At 33.0% G+C, this 17679-nt stretch carries 17 protein-coding genes; 9 read left to right on the top strand and 8 right to left on the bottom strand.

Going from position 1 to position 17679, the window contains the following annotated elements; translation table 11 throughout:
• Both QZ659_RS17680 and rfaE2 read left to right on the top strand, forming a co-directional pair.
• Positions 1-417: hypothetical protein (locus QZ659_RS17680; RefSeq protein WP_291727873.1), on the top strand; the 417-nt coding region annotated here is incomplete at its 5' end.
• A 131-nt stretch (positions 418-548) separates the two neighbouring features.
• Positions 549-1034 carry a D-glycero-beta-D-manno-heptose 1-phosphate adenylyltransferase gene (gene rfaE2 / locus QZ659_RS17675; RefSeq protein WP_291727872.1) on the top strand — a complete coding sequence of 162 codons (486 nt, stop codon included), beginning with the start codon at positions 549-551 and terminating at the stop codon, positions 1032-1034.
• A 59-nt stretch (positions 1035-1093) separates the two neighbouring features.
• On the opposite strand, the gene QZ659_RS17670 is transcribed toward rfaE2, so the two are convergent.
• Together QZ659_RS17670 and QZ659_RS17665 are read right to left on the bottom strand one after the other, a co-directional pair.
• On the bottom strand, positions 1094-1780 hold the full coding sequence (locus tag QZ659_RS17670) for a zinc metallopeptidase (protein ID WP_291727874.1): 687 nt from the start codon (positions 1778-1780) through the stop codon (positions 1094-1096).
• Positions 1781-1900: 120 nt separating this feature from the next.
• Complete coding sequence (locus QZ659_RS17665) at positions 1901-2860, bottom strand: toxin-antitoxin system YwqK family antitoxin (protein WP_291727871.1); 960 nt, start codon at positions 2858-2860, stop codon at positions 1901-1903.
• Between the two features lie 180 nt (positions 2861-3040).
• Between QZ659_RS17665 and kbl the strand changes: the two genes are divergently transcribed.
• Both kbl and QZ659_RS17655 read left to right on the top strand, forming a co-directional pair.
• Positions 3041-4237 (top strand): glycine C-acetyltransferase, encoded by a 1197-nt coding sequence (gene kbl, locus QZ659_RS17660; protein ID WP_291727870.1) that lies wholly within the window; start codon positions 3041-3043, stop codon positions 4235-4237.
• A 214-nt stretch (positions 4238-4451) separates the two neighbouring features.
• Positions 4452-6827, top strand: a complete 2376-nt coding sequence (locus tag QZ659_RS17655) for a COR domain-containing protein (RefSeq protein ID WP_291727869.1) — start codon at positions 4452-4454, stop codon at positions 6825-6827.
• A 112-nt stretch (positions 6828-6939) separates the two neighbouring features.
• Here QZ659_RS17655 and bshA read toward each other — a convergent pair whose 3' ends face one another.
• From bshA to purB, 5 genes are all read right to left on the bottom strand, one after another.
• Positions 6940-8079 (bottom strand): N-acetyl-alpha-D-glucosaminyl L-malate synthase BshA, encoded by a 1140-nt coding sequence (gene bshA, locus QZ659_RS17650; RefSeq protein WP_291727868.1) that lies wholly within the window; start codon positions 8077-8079, stop codon positions 6940-6942.
• Between the two features lie 75 nt (positions 8080-8154).
• Positions 8155-8544: a bacillithiol system redox-active protein YtxJ gene (gene ytxJ, locus QZ659_RS17645; RefSeq protein ID WP_291727867.1), complete on the bottom strand. Its 390-nt coding sequence runs from the start codon at positions 8542-8544 to the stop codon at positions 8155-8157.
• Positions 8545-8754: 210 nt separating this feature from the next.
• A complete protein-coding gene (locus QZ659_RS17640; RefSeq protein ID WP_291727866.1) occupies positions 8755-9261 on the bottom strand; it encodes a hypothetical protein in 507 nt (168 codons plus the stop codon).
• A gap of 123 nt (positions 9262-9384) precedes the next feature.
• Complete coding sequence (locus QZ659_RS17635) at positions 9385-10641, bottom strand: J domain-containing protein (protein WP_291727865.1); 1257 nt, start codon at positions 10639-10641, stop codon at positions 9385-9387.
• Between the two features lie 298 nt (positions 10642-10939).
• Positions 10940-12283 carry an adenylosuccinate lyase gene (gene purB, locus QZ659_RS17630; RefSeq protein WP_291727864.1) on the bottom strand — a complete coding sequence of 448 codons (1344 nt, stop codon included), beginning with the start codon at positions 12281-12283 and terminating at the stop codon, positions 10940-10942.
• A 218-nt stretch (positions 12284-12501) separates the two neighbouring features.
• Between purB and QZ659_RS17625 the strand changes: the two genes are divergently transcribed.
• The 5 genes from QZ659_RS17625 to QZ659_RS17605 all read left to right on the top strand — a co-directional run bounded on the left by QZ659_RS17625 (position 12502) and on the right by QZ659_RS17605 (position 16970).
• Positions 12502-13104 (top strand): DUF502 domain-containing protein, encoded by a 603-nt coding sequence (locus QZ659_RS17625; RefSeq protein ID WP_291727863.1) that lies wholly within the window; start codon positions 12502-12504, stop codon positions 13102-13104.
• Positions 13105-13200: 96 nt separating this feature from the next.
• Positions 13201-13776, top strand: coding sequence for a MarC family protein (locus QZ659_RS17620; protein ID WP_291727862.1), 576 nt, complete (start codon positions 13201-13203; stop codon positions 13774-13776).
• A gap of 49 nt (positions 13777-13825) precedes the next feature.
• The gene (locus QZ659_RS17615; RefSeq protein ID WP_291727861.1) at positions 13826-14440 is read left to right on the top strand and encodes a DUF3575 domain-containing protein; all 615 of its coding nucleotides are present in this window, start codon (positions 13826-13828) and stop codon (positions 14438-14440) included.
• A 200-nt stretch (positions 14441-14640) separates the two neighbouring features.
• Positions 14641-15273, top strand: a complete 633-nt coding sequence (locus tag QZ659_RS17610; protein WP_291727860.1) for a hypothetical protein — start codon at positions 14641-14643, stop codon at positions 15271-15273.
• 116 nt (positions 15274-15389) lie between these two features.
• Entirely contained in the window at positions 15390-16970 is a 1581-nt protein-coding gene (locus tag QZ659_RS17605; RefSeq protein WP_291727859.1) for an ArnT family glycosyltransferase, read from the top strand.
• 13 nt (positions 16971-16983) lie between these two features.
• Here the strand turns inward: QZ659_RS17605 and QZ659_RS17600 are convergent, their stop codons facing one another.
• Positions 16984-17640, bottom strand: a complete 657-nt coding sequence (locus QZ659_RS17600; RefSeq protein ID WP_291727858.1) for a phosphoribosylanthranilate isomerase — start codon at positions 17638-17640, stop codon at positions 16984-16986.
• Between the last annotated feature and the right edge of the window lie 39 nt (positions 17641-17679).

The raw sequence follows: 17679 nt of genomic DNA, 5'->3' as shown, positions 1-17679 counted from the left end.
GCAGAGGAAGATACGCTGAGTAAAGCTGTCGTTGTTAAGCCAAATGAAAACGAAGTTATACCAGAAGTAGAAGACCCAATTATTGATACACTCAATGGCTTCTACGAAGGCGAGTATGTTGCTGTAAATCACGGAGCAGATAGTTGGTATTTGGCTCAAATTATTGCCTTTGATGGTGGAAAAACCAATCTGCGTTATATGGATGGCGATGTAAATAGTAAAGATTTTGTAGAGTTAATGAAACTAGACACAGTTGATATTCAAAAAAACGATAGAGTTTGGGCATTGTTTGGAGATGGTATTCGCTTTAGACAAGGAATGATTGGAGATATTGAGGAAGATTCTGTTATCGTCAAATTTGAGGGCTTTGAAGATGATAAAGTACACTTTTTAAGGATATTCAAAACTGAAGATTAGACATAAAATATTGAATAAAGTAAATTTATTATCATCAAGACAAGAAATAAAATACTATTGTTTCTTGTCTTTTTTTTTGTAATTTGGATATATCAAAGTGAAAGAAAAATAAACTTACCAGAAAATAAGAAATGACTTCTTCTAAAAAAATTTATAATGACGCTTCAAAACTTCAAAAAAAAGTTGAAATATGGAGATTTAATAATCAAAAAGTAGTTTTTACCAATGGCTGTTTCGATATTTTACATCTAGGACATGTAGATTATTTGGAAAAAGCTGCATCTTTAGGAAAGAAGCTCGTAGTGGGTGTAAATTCTGACTCTTCTGTCAAAAGTCTAAATAAAGGTGTAGAACGTCCTATCAATGACGAATATGCTAGAATGCGTATTTTGGCTGCACTAAGTTTTGTAGATGCTGTAGTCTTGTTTTCCGAACCCACGCCTTTAGAACTCATTATGAAACTAAAACCAAGTGTTTTAGTAAAGGGAAATGATTATGCTATCGAAAATATTGTAGGAGCAGATGTAGTATTAGAAAATGGAGGAGAAGTCAAAACCATCGAACTCGTAGAAGGATATTCTACTACTAAAATTGTAAATAAAATTTTGGGTAAATAAAAAAACTGGTTCAAGCCTCATTACTTGAACCAGTATATGTATTATTGCTTTATTTATTTCTAATCTCTTCTTCCCAAAAGCATCGAAGCATAATAAAGAAGTGTAGCAAGTGATGAAAGTGCAGCTACTACATACGTCATGGCAGCCCAAGACAAAGCTCCTTTTGCCATTGAATATTCTTGTGGATTGACAATATTTTCTTCTTTTATCCACTTTAAAGCTCTTCTACTCGCATCAAACTCTACTGGCAAAGTGATAAAACTAAAAAGTGTAGAAACAGCCAAAGCCAATACACCCAAAGCCAATACATACGGAATATTGGCAAAAAACAGCAAGCCAATTCCAATCATCAATAAAAAAGGAGTAAAACGATTTGTAATATTCAGAACAGGCACCATTGCAGAACGAAAACCTAAGAACGCATACGCTTTTGCATCTTGAATAGCGTGTCCACATTCGTGAGCAGCAACAGCTACGGCAGCAGCATTACGCCCATGAAAAACAGCTTCGCTCAAATTAACCGTTTTATCACTGGGGTTGTAGTGGTCTGTAAGTTGTCCTCCTACACTCATTATCTTTACGCCTCCGATTCCATTATCGTTGAGCATTCTTTGCGCTACTTCTGCACCACTCATTCCAGAAGCCAAAGGAGTTTGAGAATATTTTTTAAATCTATTTCTAAACATAAATTGCACGCCCATACTTATCAGACCTACAATGATTATCAAAATGTAACCTGCATCCATTACCATAAAATCTAAATTTTTAAGTTGAAAAAATAATGTAGAAAAGACGTTATTGCCTTTCATTAGAATCTAAACGCAAATGAAGAAAACTTGTTTTTTAGTTTTGAAGAAACTTCTAAATCAATCCTCAACCTGTTTCTTATAAGACTTTTCAAGATTCAGTATTAGTTTTCCATCAACTAACTCATAATGATTTTTTATAATCACTATCCCTTCTTTATAAATAAATTCATTATAATACTCATAAATTTGATTGAACTGAAAAAGCTGTCCATTATAGGGTTCTCCGTCTTTAAAATTAATCTCAACAGTTTCAAGAGTTAGTGGGTTTATAGACCTTTCTAAAACTATTATATTATCCAAAAAAATCTGTTCTGATAATAGTTTGCCTTCATAAAAAACTTTCTGAACACCTTCTCTTTTACTGTCTTTATAATTGGTATGTACAGATATTAGAAGACTATTGGAGATATTTAAACCATCTATAATATTAGAATTTTTGCTATCATATATTCCTACTCCTATGAGTTTGTCACCTTGATTATTCATCCAATATATTGTGTCTCTTTCTACACCATATACCCGTGTTTGGAGATTGCGAAAATCATTTGGTGCTTCAAATTCTACATATTTGACTAGCTCTCCTTTTTCAAAAAACTGTTTATAGTAACCACCCAATACTACGCCCTCATAAACTCTTCCATCTATATACTTTGTTGTATAGTCTATTTTTTCATTTTCTAGATAAACAACAGACAACCCGTGTAATACTCCTTTTTTATAATTTGATTTCTCTGATATTTTCCCCTCGTCAGTGTACCACACAATTTCACCTTCAAATATTTCTTTATCCAAATCAGAAAAAAAACCTTCCATCTGTAAAATACCGTTGATGTAAAAATCTTTAACATGATAAAGAGAATCATCTTTTTTGTAAAGTATTCTATAAAAATGAGCTTCTTCTTTTGTAGTTGTATTCCACTCCTCATCGAAATAAATTTTAGACTGACTACTAGCACTTTGAGTAAAGAAGAAACAAGATAGTGTAATTAACAACATTTTAAAGTTACCTTTTTTCATTTTATAGTCAATAAATATTATTTTTTTAATCATTACAAAAAACTGTTGCCCTTGTCTTTAGTTTGATATTCTAACTATTGCCAACAGAGTAAAATTATTTTTCGTTTTCAAGTTACAATTACTACATTTGAATAGAAGATAGTTATTAGTCATGTAAATTCAAACTAACCAAAAAACTAAATGTACGACACACTACAACCTATTCTTGAAAAAGAACTCCAAGAAATAAAAGATGCAGGACTTTATAAAAAAGAACGCATCATCACTACCCCTCAATCAGCAGCCATCAAAACACAAAGCACTGGCGAGGTAATTAATTTTTGTGCAAACAACTATTTAGGACTTTCCTCTAATCCTCGTGTATTGGCAGCAGCTAAAAAAGCTATCGACACGCACGGTTTTGGTCTTTCTTCGGTTCGTTTTATCTGTGGAACACAAGATTTACACAAAGAACTTGAACGCAAAACAGCCGAATTTTTAGGAATGGAAGACTGTATTTTATACGCAGCAGCCTTTGACGCTAACGGAGGAGTTTTTGAACCACTCTTAGGAGCAGACGATGCCATTATTTCAGATGCTCTAAACCACGCTTCTATCATTGATGGCGTTCGTTTGTGTAAGGCAAAGCGTTTTCGTTATGAACACAACAATATGGCAGACCTTGAAAAACAGCTTCAAGATGCCGATGCAGCAGGAGCAAAACAAAAAATGATTGTTACTGACGGCGTGTTTTCTATGGACGGAACAATCGCTCAACTAGACAAAATCTGTGATTTGGCAGACAAATATAAGGCTTTAGTAATGGTAGATGAGTGTCATTCATCTGGTTTTATGGGTAAAACAGGACGAGGAACGCACGAATATAGAAATGTAATGGGCAGAATTGACATCATTACAGGAACGTATGGAAAGGCTCTTGGAGGTGCTTCGGGAGGTTTTACAGCAGCAAAAAAAGAAATTGTAGAAATGCTTCGTCAGCGTTCTCGTCCGTATTTATTTTCCAATACGGTTGCGCCACCGATTGTGGGAGCTTCTATTGAGGTGTTGAATGTTTTGATGGAATCTACGGAGCTTAGAGATAAGCTAGAAGAAAACACGAAATATTTTAGAGAGCAGATGACAAAAGCAGGATTTGATATTGTAAAAGGAGAACACCCTATCGTTCCTGTGATGCTTTATGATGCGCCACTTTCTCAAAAATTTGCTGACCGTCTTTTAGAAGAAGGAATTTATGTAATTGGTTTCTACTATCCTGTTGTTCCGAAAGGAAAAGCTCGTATTCGTGTGCAGCTTTCAGCCCTTCATGAGCGTGAACACTTAGACAAAGCCATTGCAGCTTTTACGAAAGTAGGGAAAGAATTGGATGTTATTTCGTAATGAAAATTATTGATTAAAAATTAAAAAATGAATGGTTTGCCTTTGTGTGAGCCGTTCGTTTTTTTGTTAATTAAATCCTCGTTGACGGCTGTATTTTGAGTCTCAACGACGGTTTATTTTTTTCTAACCGTCAATGAGTTTGAAAGCGTCGTTGAGGATATTTTTTTTAGAAAAATAACTATATTCAGTTTTGTTTAAATGATAAAAAAATAAAATGACAGATATAGAAAAAGTTGAAAGACGTATTGAAGAGAATTTAAAATCTAAAAATTATATATTAGATTTATCTAATTGTGGACTTACAGGAGCTGAGAATGAACTAAAAAAAATAAAAGATGCAACTCATTTAGAAATTTTTGATTTGAGCAATAATCTAATCTCAGATATTACATTTTTAAAAGAACTGAAAAATCTAGGATATCTTAGGCTGAATAACAACCTAATTATAGATATTACGGCTTTAAAAGAATTAAAAGGTTTACATAGCCTTAACTTAGAAAGTAATAAAATTTCAGATATTACAATTTTAAAGGAAATAAAAAATTTACATAGCCTTAAATTAAATAATAATAATATTTCAGATATCACAGCTCTGGAAGAATTGAAAAAATTACATAACCTTGGTTTAAAGGCTAACCAAATCTCAAATATTTTAACTTTGAAGGAATTGCAAAGATTGCATGAACTTCACTTAGGCAAAAACCTAATTTCAGATATTACTACACTGAAAGGATTGAAAGATTTACGGTATCTTGATTTAAAGGATAATCAATTATCAAGTGTTCCATTAAACTTCCTCAGTAAACTACCTAGACTAGAGAAATTGTATTTATCTGAAAACCCAATTCAAAATATACCGAGTGAGCTATACGAAGGTTATTCCAATAATTGCCTTAAAAAAGTAAAAAACTATCTTCAATCCATAGAAAAAGAAGAAGACCGAAAAGAACTCAATGAAGCCAAACTAATTTTTGTAGGAGTGGGAGAAGTAGGAAAAACAGAGCTTTCAGAAGCACTAAGTGAAGTAGAATATAGATTTATAAAAGGGAGAGAATCAACGAAAGGCATTCGTATAAAACCTTGGCAGTTAGTAGATTGTGAGCGAGATGAACAAAAAATAGATTTTATAGCACATATTTGGGATTTTGCAGGGCAAGAGATAAACTATGGCACACATCAGTTTTTTCTTACCAAAAATTCTATATATGTTTTTGTATGGGAAAAACGTAAAGGAGAAGAGAAATCAGACTTTAGTTATTGGTTGCGTATTGTATCGCTCCTTTCTAAAAATGCACCCATTTTCATTGTTCAAAATAAAATAGATGAAGGAATAGAAGAAATCAATCGAAAACAATGGAAAGGGCAGTTTGATAATATTGTTGGTTTTTACAAAACTTCTTGTAAAGATGGAACAGGAATCAATGAACTTAGAGCAGAGGTACAAAACCAGCTCATAGAACTTCCACATACCAAAGAAATTTGGAATAAATACAGGGTAGCTGTGCGTGATGAGCTTTTAGAAAGCAGCAAAATCACTGATTATATAAGCTACAAAGAGTATTTGAAAGTCTGTGAAAAGCATACCGTTTCAAAAGAGGATGCGTATTTCTTGAGCGACCAGCTTCATACGATTGGTTCTATTCTTCATTTCGCAGAAGAGGCAAGGCTCAACAAAACAGTTGTTTTGAATTCAGAGTGGGTAACTGATGCAGCGTATTTGCTTTTAGATACAAAAAAAGTAAAAAACGGACGTTTTGATTTTTCAGAACTGGATAAAATATGGGAAGATGAGCGTTTTGATGAAAAGCACGAGTTTTTAATAAAGCTATTGGAAAAATTTGAACTCATTTTTCAGTTTCAAGATAGCGATATATATGTTATTCCAGAAGGTTTGCCAGTAGAAGAGCCAACGGACGTTGCAAAAATAAAACCTACTTTTGAAAGCAAAAAAACCAAATATTTGCGTTTTGAATATAATTACCCTTTTATGCCAAAGGGAATTTTGAGCCGTTTTATTTGTCGTCTGCATGAAAACATTTTTGAAGAGTATTTTTGGAAAAATGGCGTTGTGCTTGTTTTAGACAAAGGAACGTTTGCAAAAGTAATTTTGAATGAAGTAGAAAATCCCAAAACAATAAAAATAGAAGTTTGGGGTAAACAAGCTGATAAACTCTTAGCTATTATTCGTCAAGACATAGACCATATTCATAGTAAATTTGAAGAGTTAGAGGTCTTTCAAAAAATACCTTGTGTTTGTGGGGAATGTAAAGACGCTTCAAAGCCTTACTTACACGATTATGCTACACTCAAACGTTTTCAAGAAAAAGGAAAAACCACGAGAGAATGCGCCATTAGTGGCGACGATGTAGAAATAATAACGCTTTTAGAGGGAATCATAGATACCAAAACAATAAAAAATAATAGACTTGTAGAATTAATTGAGAGAAATGAGGTAGGAGAATTTTTTAATGAGTTAACTAGAATGGGAATCGGAGGAAATGAAATCGCACGTTTAAGAGATGAGTTCATAAGTGGAACGAATGATTTTCAATTTCACAGCCGTTTGATTGCCTTAGTTTCTAAGTTTTAAGGGAAAAACTATCAAAAAAAGCAGATTTAAGTTACCCTTTCAAATCTGCTTTTTTTAGGTCTTATCATTTTATAATTTTTGGTCTGCTCTAACGAGACTGACCTCACTTAATTTAAACAGCTACTCCCTTCACCTTCTCTACAGCCTTTTTATAAACTTCTTCATACAAAGGTAAAATATTAGAAAGTTCGAATTCTTTAGCTCGTTTTAGAGCATTTTCTTTAAAGGTGGGTAAGTTTTTATCATCTAAGATAATCAAAGCATTTTTTGCCATATCTTTTACATCTCCTACATTACTCATAAAACCACTTACTCCTTGTGAGTTAAGTTCTATAAGTCCACCAGCGTTACTAGAAATTACTGGCACTTGGCACGCCATAGCTTCTAGGGCAGCTAATCCAAAACTCTCTGTTTCAGAAGGCATAATAAATAAGTCTGCTACTGATAATACTTCCTCAATTACATCAATTTCTCCCAAAAAGCGAACATCAGCAGAAAGGTCTAACTCTTTTACTAAGTCTTCCATCGGTCGGCGTTCGGGTCCTTCTCCTACAAGCAAAAGTTTTGCATCTATTTGCTTTCTGATTTTAGCAAAAACCTTGATTACATCATCTATACGCTTTACTTTTCTAAAATTGGACGTATGAACAATTAACTTTTCTCCATTCGGACAAATTGCCTTTTTAAAATGGTCTTTTTGCTGTTTTTTGAAGCGTTCCAAATCAATGAAATTTGGAATAACATCAATTTCCTTTGTAACCTTAAATGTATCATAGGTTTGTTGGCGAAGACTATCTGAAACAGCTGTAACTCCGTCTGATTCATTAATACTAAACGTTACAACTGGCGCATAACTTGGGTCTTTTCCAACTAAAGTAATATCCGTTCCGTGTAAGGTCGTAACTACTGGAATTTGTATGCCTTCTGTTTTGAGAATCTGCTTTGCCATAAATGCAGCCGAAGCGTGAGGAATGGCATAATGAACGTGCAAAAGGTCAAGTTTTTCACACTTTACTACATTGACCATCTTACTAGCTAGAGCAAGCTCATAAGGAGGATATTTGAAAAGTGGATAGGTACGAATATCAACTTTATGATAAAAAATATTCGTACTTAAAAGAGCAAGACGTGAAGGTTGGTCATAAGTGATAAAATGAACTTGATGTCCTGCCTCTGCAAGAGCTTTTCCCAATTCTGTGGCTACTACGCCACTTCCTCCATAGGTAGGATAACAGACGATTCCAATTTTCATGAGTAGTAAAGAGTTGTTTATAAAGTAAAAATAGTTTGAGTCTATAAAAATGTATTATCTTTCCCTTTATGTTTTTTAAGCATTTACTTGACCTACCAAGTCATCAAAGTAAATGGCTGAGTGAGATGCATGATACGTGCATTTTCCATTTTCTATAAGTAAAACCTGTGGCGATTCGTGCTGAATATCTAATTCTTGTGCAATCAGATTTGAAACATTTCGATACTGAATCAAATCTAAATAATAAGGTTCTACTTTTCCTACCTTCTCTTGATTCCATTGGCGTTCGAAACGAGAAAGAGCCATTGAACTGATGGAGCAGCGTGTGCTGTGTTTGAAAATCAGTACAGGAGTAGCGTCAGAGTTTTTTATAATTTCTTGCAGTTTTTCTGGTGTTTCTAATTTGTTCCAGTTCATTTTTTGTGTATTTATGATGTTAGAAATGAATTTTGTAATGAAACTCATTATAGGTTTAGTTAAATCTGTTACATAAAATTTGTATTCAGAACGAATCTTTACCAGTAAAGTTTAGAGTTTTTTCTGATAAAACCTTAACTCTATCGTTTCTTTGTGTTTTTTTAAATTTTTCAATTTGCTTTCCAAATGGTTTAAAACAAAAAAAAGACAACCTAAATTTATAGATTGTCTTCTGATATGTCTTTTGCTAAAAAAATATTACTCTTCTACTTTTGTATAATCGTAATAATAATATCCGTTGTTTCCTGTGATGACAAAAGCAAGTCCGTTTAAGATGTTTTTGTTTTCATCTTGATAGAAAAAATAGCCTTGATATCCTCTTGGGTCGTCTTCATCTATGGCAGAACCTACAATCTTTACACCATTTCCTATAATTTGTTGAGGAATACGTAAAGCTACTGCTTGGTAAGAATTTATATCTATTAGCTCTATTTTAAAAGATACTGTACTGTCTGGTTGATTTTCTCGTTCTATGACTTCTGTAAAAATTATTTCGTCAGCAGCATTTCCTTTTCTAAGTGATGCTTTACTATCGATTTCTTCACCTACAGATAGTTTTCCCTCATATTCTCCAAGTATCAAGGAGGCAAAATCTGGCTTTGGTTCTTGTTCTGCATCATCTCCTCCACACGAAGAAAATACAAGCATTGAAGCAATAGTAAATACAAGTAATAGATAAATAGGGTTATTTTTCTTGATATTCATAATTTTATATGATTCTAGTGATTTTTATTAAAACGCAAAATTACGCATAAATAATTTTATAACAAGACACCTATTTCAATCAAAACGCTGCAAAGAATTTCTTTTTTTTGCTTTTGATATTTCTTACTCATTATCGAAACAGAAAAAGTCTAGTGTTGTATTTTTTATTGTATTACCTAACTCTCTAGCTCTTGTCCAGTCTTGGCAGGCTTCTGTAGGTTGTTGTAAATCTAAAAATAGCTCTGCTCGCCTCACATAAAAATCTTTGTTTCCATCATTATAAAGAATCGCTAAGTTAAGGTTTTGCATTCCTTCCTCTTGATGACCAAGTTTAAAAAGCAAATTCGAACGAGTGAAATGATATGCAGATTCTGTTGGATATTCATTGAGAAGAATGAAATTATTTTTTAAACTCAAAACATAGTTTTTAACATCCTTTTCTAGTTTTTCTACAATTTCTTCTCTTTTTTGCTTAGGATTACTACTCTTTTGAATAACTGTTTCGAAGTCTCTTTGAGCTAATCTATTGTTTTGAAGATTCGAATAAGCAAAAGCACGCTGCTCGTAGTAGTCAGCTTTCATTGAATCTTGCTCTATGAGTGTGGTATATATTTCAATGGCAAGCTCGTATTCTTTGAGTCTGTTGTAGTATTCATTTGCTATTTCTTGCGCTGTTCTTTGCTCATATTTACTCAAATTTAGTGCTGTTGAAAAGTCTGTGATTGCTCCCTGCTTTTCATTTACTTGTCCATAGGTTACACCTCTTTCCAAATACATATTACTCTGTTGAATAAGTGCGCTTTCAATCGCTTTCGTATAGTCTTTCAAAGCTCCGTTGGGCGAGCCAAACTGCTCACTATACAATTTTGCTCTCAAATAATAGGCTTCTGAAAAAGAATTATCATAAGCAATGGCAAAACTTAGTTCATCAATGGCATTGCTATACTCTTCAATTTCTATACTCTGTAAGGCACTGTAATAATAAAAACTACTCAAAAAACCATATATAGAACTAACGAGCATAAACATATATGCTACAAAAGCAATAGAAATTAGAGTAGAGTAGAGATTCGTATTTTTTGGGTCTTGTTGTCTTACTGTATGATAACGCTCAAAATTTTGAGTAGCTTCTTCTGGTCGGTGAGTTACATAGTATTTGTAAGAATAGGCAAAACGAAGCGTAATATCATATCTTTCCTTCATAACAGGATTTGACAACACTTGATATGCCTCATTTATCTGTTTGAAAATTTCCTCTGCAAACGGATTATTGGGGTTTTTGTCTGGGTGGAACTCTACTGCCAAACGTTTGAAAGCTACTTTAGCCTCTTCTTGAGAAGCAAGTTCTGGGATTCCTAAAGTAGTATAATGATTTTTCATTGCTGCTCAGTCGCTGTTCTGTAGTATTGTTTTATAAAAGTTGGGGTTATAGTTGCTGATAAGTTTTAGCTTATATTCTATTACTTTTTCCGTTCACTTTTCCTGTTTATTTACCTCATAACTCACTAATAATCATTGTGTTTACAATTTTATAAATATCGTAAAATAAAAGCATTTTGTCTATAAAAATTACGAAAAATTGAGAGTAATTGCCAATTATTTTTGCTTTTTAACAACTATGTCATCTTTAAATTAAAACGACATAGTTGTTTTGATTCGTTTAAGTTCTTACAAAAAATTATTTATATCCTGTAAAATTAAAAGGCGTAATGTCTAAAAGTTCATTTTTTACTTCATCAGAAACCTCTAACGACTTTATAAACTCTTGTATGGTTTCCTGATTCATTGTTTTTCCTGTTCTTGTCAAGGCTTTCAACGCTTCATACGGCTTCGGATATTTTTCTCTTCTCAAAATAGTCTGAATAGCTTCTGCCACCACAGCCCAGTTATTTTCCAAATCAGCTGCGATTTTGGTTTCATTTACTTCTAGTTTCCCAATTCCTTTTTGAAGCGACTTAAAAGCAATGAGCAAATGTCCAAAGGGAACGCCCAAATTTCTAAGTACAGTAGAATCTGTCAAATCACGTTGTAGCCTAGAAATAGGAAGCTTTGTAGCTAGATGTTCGAAAAGAGCCGTCGAAATACCTAAATTTCCTTCTGCATTTTCAAAATCTATTGGATTTACTTTGTGTGGCATTGCCGACGAACCCACTTCATTCGGATTTATTTTTTGCTTGAAATATCCCATAGAAATATACGTCCAAATATCTCTACTAAAATCTATCAAAATTGTATTGATACGCTTATAAGCATCTAGTTTGGCTGCTAAAAAATCATAATTATCAATTTGTGTTGTTAGTTCTTGTCTTTCCAGCCCCAAATGTTTGGCTAAAAAATCTTTGCCAAATTTTTTCCAATCTGTTTTTGGATAGGCTATTTTGTGTGCATTAAAATTTCCTGTTGCTCCCCCAAATTTTCCTGTATTTGGAATACTTTGTAGATGTTCGAACTGTTTTTTGAGACGATATTCAAAAACTCTTATTTCTTTTCCCAGATGAGTGGGTGAAGCAGGCTGTCCGTGTGTGTGAGCAAGTAAAGGAATATCTTTCCATTCTTCTGAAATAGCGTGTAGCTTTTCTATGATTTGATTTATTTCATCAAAAATCACTTTTTCCTCTGCTTCTTTTAACAGAATTGGATTTGCCGTATTGTTTATATCTTGTGAGGTTAGTCCAAAGTGAACAAACTCATTATAAATCCCTAAATCTAATTTCTCTAAGGCTTCCTTTACAAAATACTCTACTGCTTTTACATCGTGATTCGTAATATTTTCTGTTTCCTTAATTTTTTTAGCTTCTTCTAATGAAAAATCATTATAAATTTTTCTAAGATAAATAACTTGAGTTTCTGAAAGCTCTGGAAGTTGTGGCAAATCAGTTTTAGAAACAGCACAAAGCGCAATAAAATATTCAATTTCCACTCGTACACGAGCTTGAATGAGCGCATACTCTGAAAAATAATGTTGTAATGGTTTTGTATGACGCTGATAACGTCCGTCTATGGGAGAAATGGCTGTAAGCATAAACCAATTTAGATTTTAGAGTTCAGAATATAAAAAATCAAACACGCTGTGTTGTTCTGTAACTCTGTGTTTAAAAAAATGTAAAACTATGAATGTAAAAGTACAAACTTCTCGCTTTAAATTCTACATCAAAATTTACATTGTTTTTTAAGGTAGAAAATAACGAACTTTGTAGTCTCTTTTAGAGTTGGTACGACAAACAAAATGAACCCAAAACTATGAAAGTTACTTTTTCAACTATTGTTACCTATTTTTTTCGTGGACTATTGATTACAGTTCCTTTAGCTGGTACTATCTATATTGTTATTTCCTTTTTAGAATGGTTAGATTCTCTTCTTAAATTTCGAACTTGGGGAGTAGGAATTATTGTCATTTTGGTATCTCTTACTTTTATAGGGTATTTGACCTCACTTTTTGTAGCTCGCTCTTTTTTCGAATGGTTTGAAAGGCTACTTTTACGCCTGCCTATGGTCAGTCTGATTTATACTTCCATTAAAGATTTGATGGCAGCTTTTGTAGGGGAGGAAAAAAAGTTTAGTAAATCAGTATTAGTAAAGCTCAATTCTGAAAATGAAGTTTATAGGTTAGGTTTTATTACAGCAGAAGATTTGTCGCTCTTGGGAATTCACGATTTGATTGGTGTTTATTTTCCTCACTCCTACAATATTTCTGGTAATCTGTATTTAGTTCCTTCAAAAAACATAAAACCTATTGATTATGAAAACTCAGCCGACCTTATGAAATTCATTGCTTCTGGAGGAGTATCCGAACTTTTACTGACCGAAAATAAAGAACAAGAATATGGCGAAGACCTTTTATAAAAAAATATAGATTTAGGAGTTTAGAATCTTAAATTGGTTTACCTAACACAAATAATTGTTCATTTTTATTTACTTATCAATTCTCAATTAGAAACAATGGAATTTAATCTCAAAGACATAGCATCTGTCTCACTTATTTTGTTTTCTGTTATCGATATTTTAGGTTCAATTCCTATTATTATTGACCTACGACAAAAAAACGACGGCGAACTAAAAGCCCTACAAGCAACTGTTGTATCTGGCATTCTGATGGTCGCTTTTTTATTTGTAGGACAAGAAATTTTACAACTTTTTGGCTTAGATGTCGCATCTTTTGCCATTGCGGGGGGACTAATTATGTTTCTCATCGGCTTAGAAATGGTTTTGGGAGTAGATTTTTTTAAATCTGACCCAGAGGTAAGCAACTCTACCGTCGTGCCATTGGCATTTCCACTTATTGCAGGGGCAGGAACAATGACAACACTTATTTCACTACGTGCAGAATATTCACAGGCAAGTGTCTTGATTAGTATTTTTATTAATTTGGTTGTGATTTATGCTGTCTTGAGAGCTTCAAAATGGATTGATAAAAAACTTGGAGCTACGGGAAAGGCTGTTTTACGTAAAGTTTTTGGCATCATTCTTTTAGCCATAGCTATCAAACTTATCAAAACAAATATCATAATAGGGTAAAAACTCTTTAGTTAAGAGACACCTCAAAACATCTAATCAAGAAATCAGAATGAAAAAAATATTTTTTGTCTTATTATTTGGTTTATTTATTTCCCAAACAGGCTTTGCACAGCAAGCAATTATCAAGGTAAATCCTTTAAATCCAATTTTAGGACGCTATACATTAGGAGCTGAATTTGCAGTTTCTCAACACTCTTCTTTGAGTTTGCTTATCAGTCGCTCTAGGCTAGGCTTTGACGATTTGAAATATAAAACAGGTGATGGTAGAGAAGTAAGTGGAGAATTAGAACTTACAAGTTGGGGTTTTATGCCAGAATATCGCTATTATTTTGGAGAACAAAGCCTAAAAGGTTTTTATGCTGGAGCATTTGGTAACTACGCTCGTATGAGTGCAAATATTTCTGTAAATGGAGGTTCGGAAAGCACTACTGGTTCAGCAAATACTACCTTTAATAATTATGGATTAGGCATAATGACAGGCTATAACTTTTTGATAAAAGAGCATTTCTCAATAGATGTTTTTGCTGGTTTAGGAGGTTTTTATTACAATATAAATAATATCAAAGTAGTCTATCAAAACGAAGATGTAGTAAACCAAGATATACCCATTCCCATTGCAGGTCCTTTTCCTCGTCTTGGCATAAACCTAGGATATGCTTTTTAAAAGCATCTAAAATCCCTTTCCATAAAAAATTATGTCTAAATATATTTTCTACCTTTAACAAAAGTTATTATTTTTTTTGTAATTTTCGGTTAATATTCAATTTTTAGGTAAAATAGACGTAAGTAATAAATTTACTATACACCATAAAAACGACACTCTTTACTAAAATTAATCTTACCCTCAAACGAAATTCCCTATTTATGAAAATTAATTCGCTCTATTCGTACTTTCTTGTTTTTTCATTACTTTTTTCAGTAGGAATGTTCTCTTCTTGTGCAAGTACTGATACTAAAACAGAAGAAACTACTCAAGAAAATACTACTGATGAAACAAACACAGAAACATTAGACACAGACCAAGCAGCACCTACAAAATTTGCTTCTCTTGATGAAATGGTGGTAGATTTGGGAGATTATAGTGCAGATAATAATACGTATGAGAAAATGTCGGATGCAAAAATTCGTATTTCTCCTGCTGTTCCTGCTAGTGCTGATGAAGCTCAGACACAAGATATTGTAAAAGCAAGTTTAGTAACTATGGTAATGCGTTCTTTTATTCACACTGACCTCAATGAAGTGAGTATTAAAGTTGTTCCTCAAAAGGCTTCTATGAATCCAGAAGAAGCAAAAATGATGGAAAAATATACACGTGAAGCTACTATCACTCGCCAAAAAGCAGAAGAAGTAGCCAAACAATATGCTGGTACAGACCTCAATTCTTTGGTAGGTAACAAAATTGGCGACCTTTTCCGTGCTGATATGCCAAACGATAACTTAGAAAAACTGAGAAGCGAAAACTTAAACGAAGTATTTTCAGCCCTTACAGGTAAGTAAAATATTCAAAGCTAGATATTCAACTTCTATGAAAGCATATTCTTTAAATAGGATATGCTTTTTTCATTACCTTTGTCTTCCAATTCAAGTTTATTCCAAACTATGTAGCCTTTTCAATGAACATCAAAAATTATATTTGGCTTCTATTTGCATTTGTGTTTTTATTTACGCTTCGCTTTTTCCGTCTTGCCGAATTAGGGCTTCACGACTACGACGCCATAACCAATTTTTTAGCAGCTCAAAATATTGTCGAAGGAGATTTTTCTATGCTTTTTCATCACGCAGCTCCTTTTTTACATCTTTTTGATGCTTTTTTTTACTTTGCATTTCAAAACACTAATAATCCTTACACTTTTACTGTCTATGCAGAAGCCAGTTTACAGATAATTGCTATTTTATTTTTGTGTTCAGTTCTGAAAAAGGATTGGAAGTTTTCATCTACGGCAGCTTTTTTTCTAGCTATTTTTGTAGGTAGTTCGCCTCTTTTAGTGTATTCTGGTCGCTGCTTGACGATAGATAATGGAAGTCTGCTTTTTATTTTTTTAGCTCTCAATGAGTTTAAAAAATTTGTTTTCGATGATTCTCAAAAGGTAAAAAACTTCATTTATATAAGTGTTTATTTTGCCATCGCATTTGGTTTCAATTATAAATCAGTCTTGATTTTGCCTTTTATTTTTGGCTACCTTTTGTATCAATATTCGATTCTTGAAACAATAAAAAAACTAGCCATTTTCGGATTTATAAATGCTCTTTTTGTAGGTCTTTGGACGGTTGTAGGCTGGATTTTGATAGGAAAATGGACAGCTTATTTAGGCAATTTGTACTACTTGATTTTTGAGGCTCACCAACGAGAAGCTACAGGAGAGGCGTGGATAGAATTTGATTTGTTCTATTATTTCAAGTACATTTTCTACTTCGAAAATCCTTTTGTATGGATAGGGGTGGGAATGACTATATTTTCTATCATCAAAACCTTTCTAAAACGCAAAGAAAGTAAGAAAAACCTTTCATTTGATTGGAATGAGTTAGTTAATCAAAAAGTTATTTTTTGGAGTGTATTGCTCGTTTCTATTGCACTTCCTACGCTATTTTTAGAAAAAGCTCCTCGTATTTGGATTATAGTTTTGATATTGTCTTACTCTTTTTCAGCTTGGGCATTTCTATTTGGCGACCTTCTCAATAAATTAGGAAAATGGTTACTTTTCTTGGGCATTTTCTACAACTGCTGGCTCGTAATGACACATATTTATGCTTATTCTGCTACTTCATATAATGAGGTCAGTAATTATTTAATGGAGAATACTATTTCAAAAGTATATCTGAAAGGAACATTACAGCCTGTTCCGTTTTTAGAGAAGTCAAATATAAAGTATGCCAAACTTCCACAAGATTTTGACAAGGAAAATAGTAGCTTAGATTCTACTCTTTATATCTTAACTGATGATTACTGTGTACTTGCAGATGATTGTTTGGAAGCAGAGAAAATTATGAATGATAAAAAAGTAAAATATTCTGTCAGAAATCAGTATAAGGAAAAATACAAACTCATAAAAGAATGGAAAGAACCAACCCTTTCCGACCCGTTTTTATATGTAGAACACAGTCAATATTTGGGCTTAAATTTTTCAGCCTCTTACGATTTGTGGCAAAAACAATTACAAGATAGCACTACGATTCGTTTGTACGAAGTCAAATAGTATTGTTATGACCTTATGCTTTTCTCATTAAGGTTATAAACTCTTGTATTAAATTCGCATTCTTTTGAGCAGGAGCAGTCTCAAACTTACTATTTATATCAAAACCTATACAATGATGATGAATATGTCCTCTCAATTGTTCTACATCGTCTAGTGAAATTCCTCCACTAAGCATAAAAGGTGTTTTTAAATCGTATGTTTTCAATACATTCCAGTCAAATTTATTTCCACTTCCTCCATAATCTGATGTTTGTGTATCAAATAAAAAATAATCTACCACACCTTCATATTCTCTCATCAAAGGCAATGAAATTCCTTCTTTTCCTACTGAAAATACTTTTATCACTTTAAGTCCTTTATCCTTCAATTTTTTACAAAATGCTGGCGATTCCTTACTATGAAGCTGGACATAATCTAGTTTCCACTGGCAAGCAATACGCTCTACCTCTGCATCGGTAGATTCAACAAAAACGCCTACTCTTTTGATAGAAGTAGGCAAATTTTTAGGCAATAAGGTATCTAAATCTTCTGCATTTAGGTCTGACTGACGAACATAACGCTTCGAACGAGGATAAAAAATAAATCCAATAAAATCAGGACAAAGAGAAGCTATTTGCTCAATATTTTGAGCATCACGCATTCCACAAACTTTAATGAGAGGAAAAGACATAAATAAATGAACAATTAAAAATTAAGAATGGACATTTGA

The sequence above is a fragment of the Bernardetia sp. genome, from assembly GCF_020630935.1.
GTDB lineage: Bacteria > Bacteroidota > Bacteroidia > Cytophagales > Bernardetiaceae > Bernardetia.
This window is presented reverse-complemented; position numbering and strand designations above follow the sequence as displayed.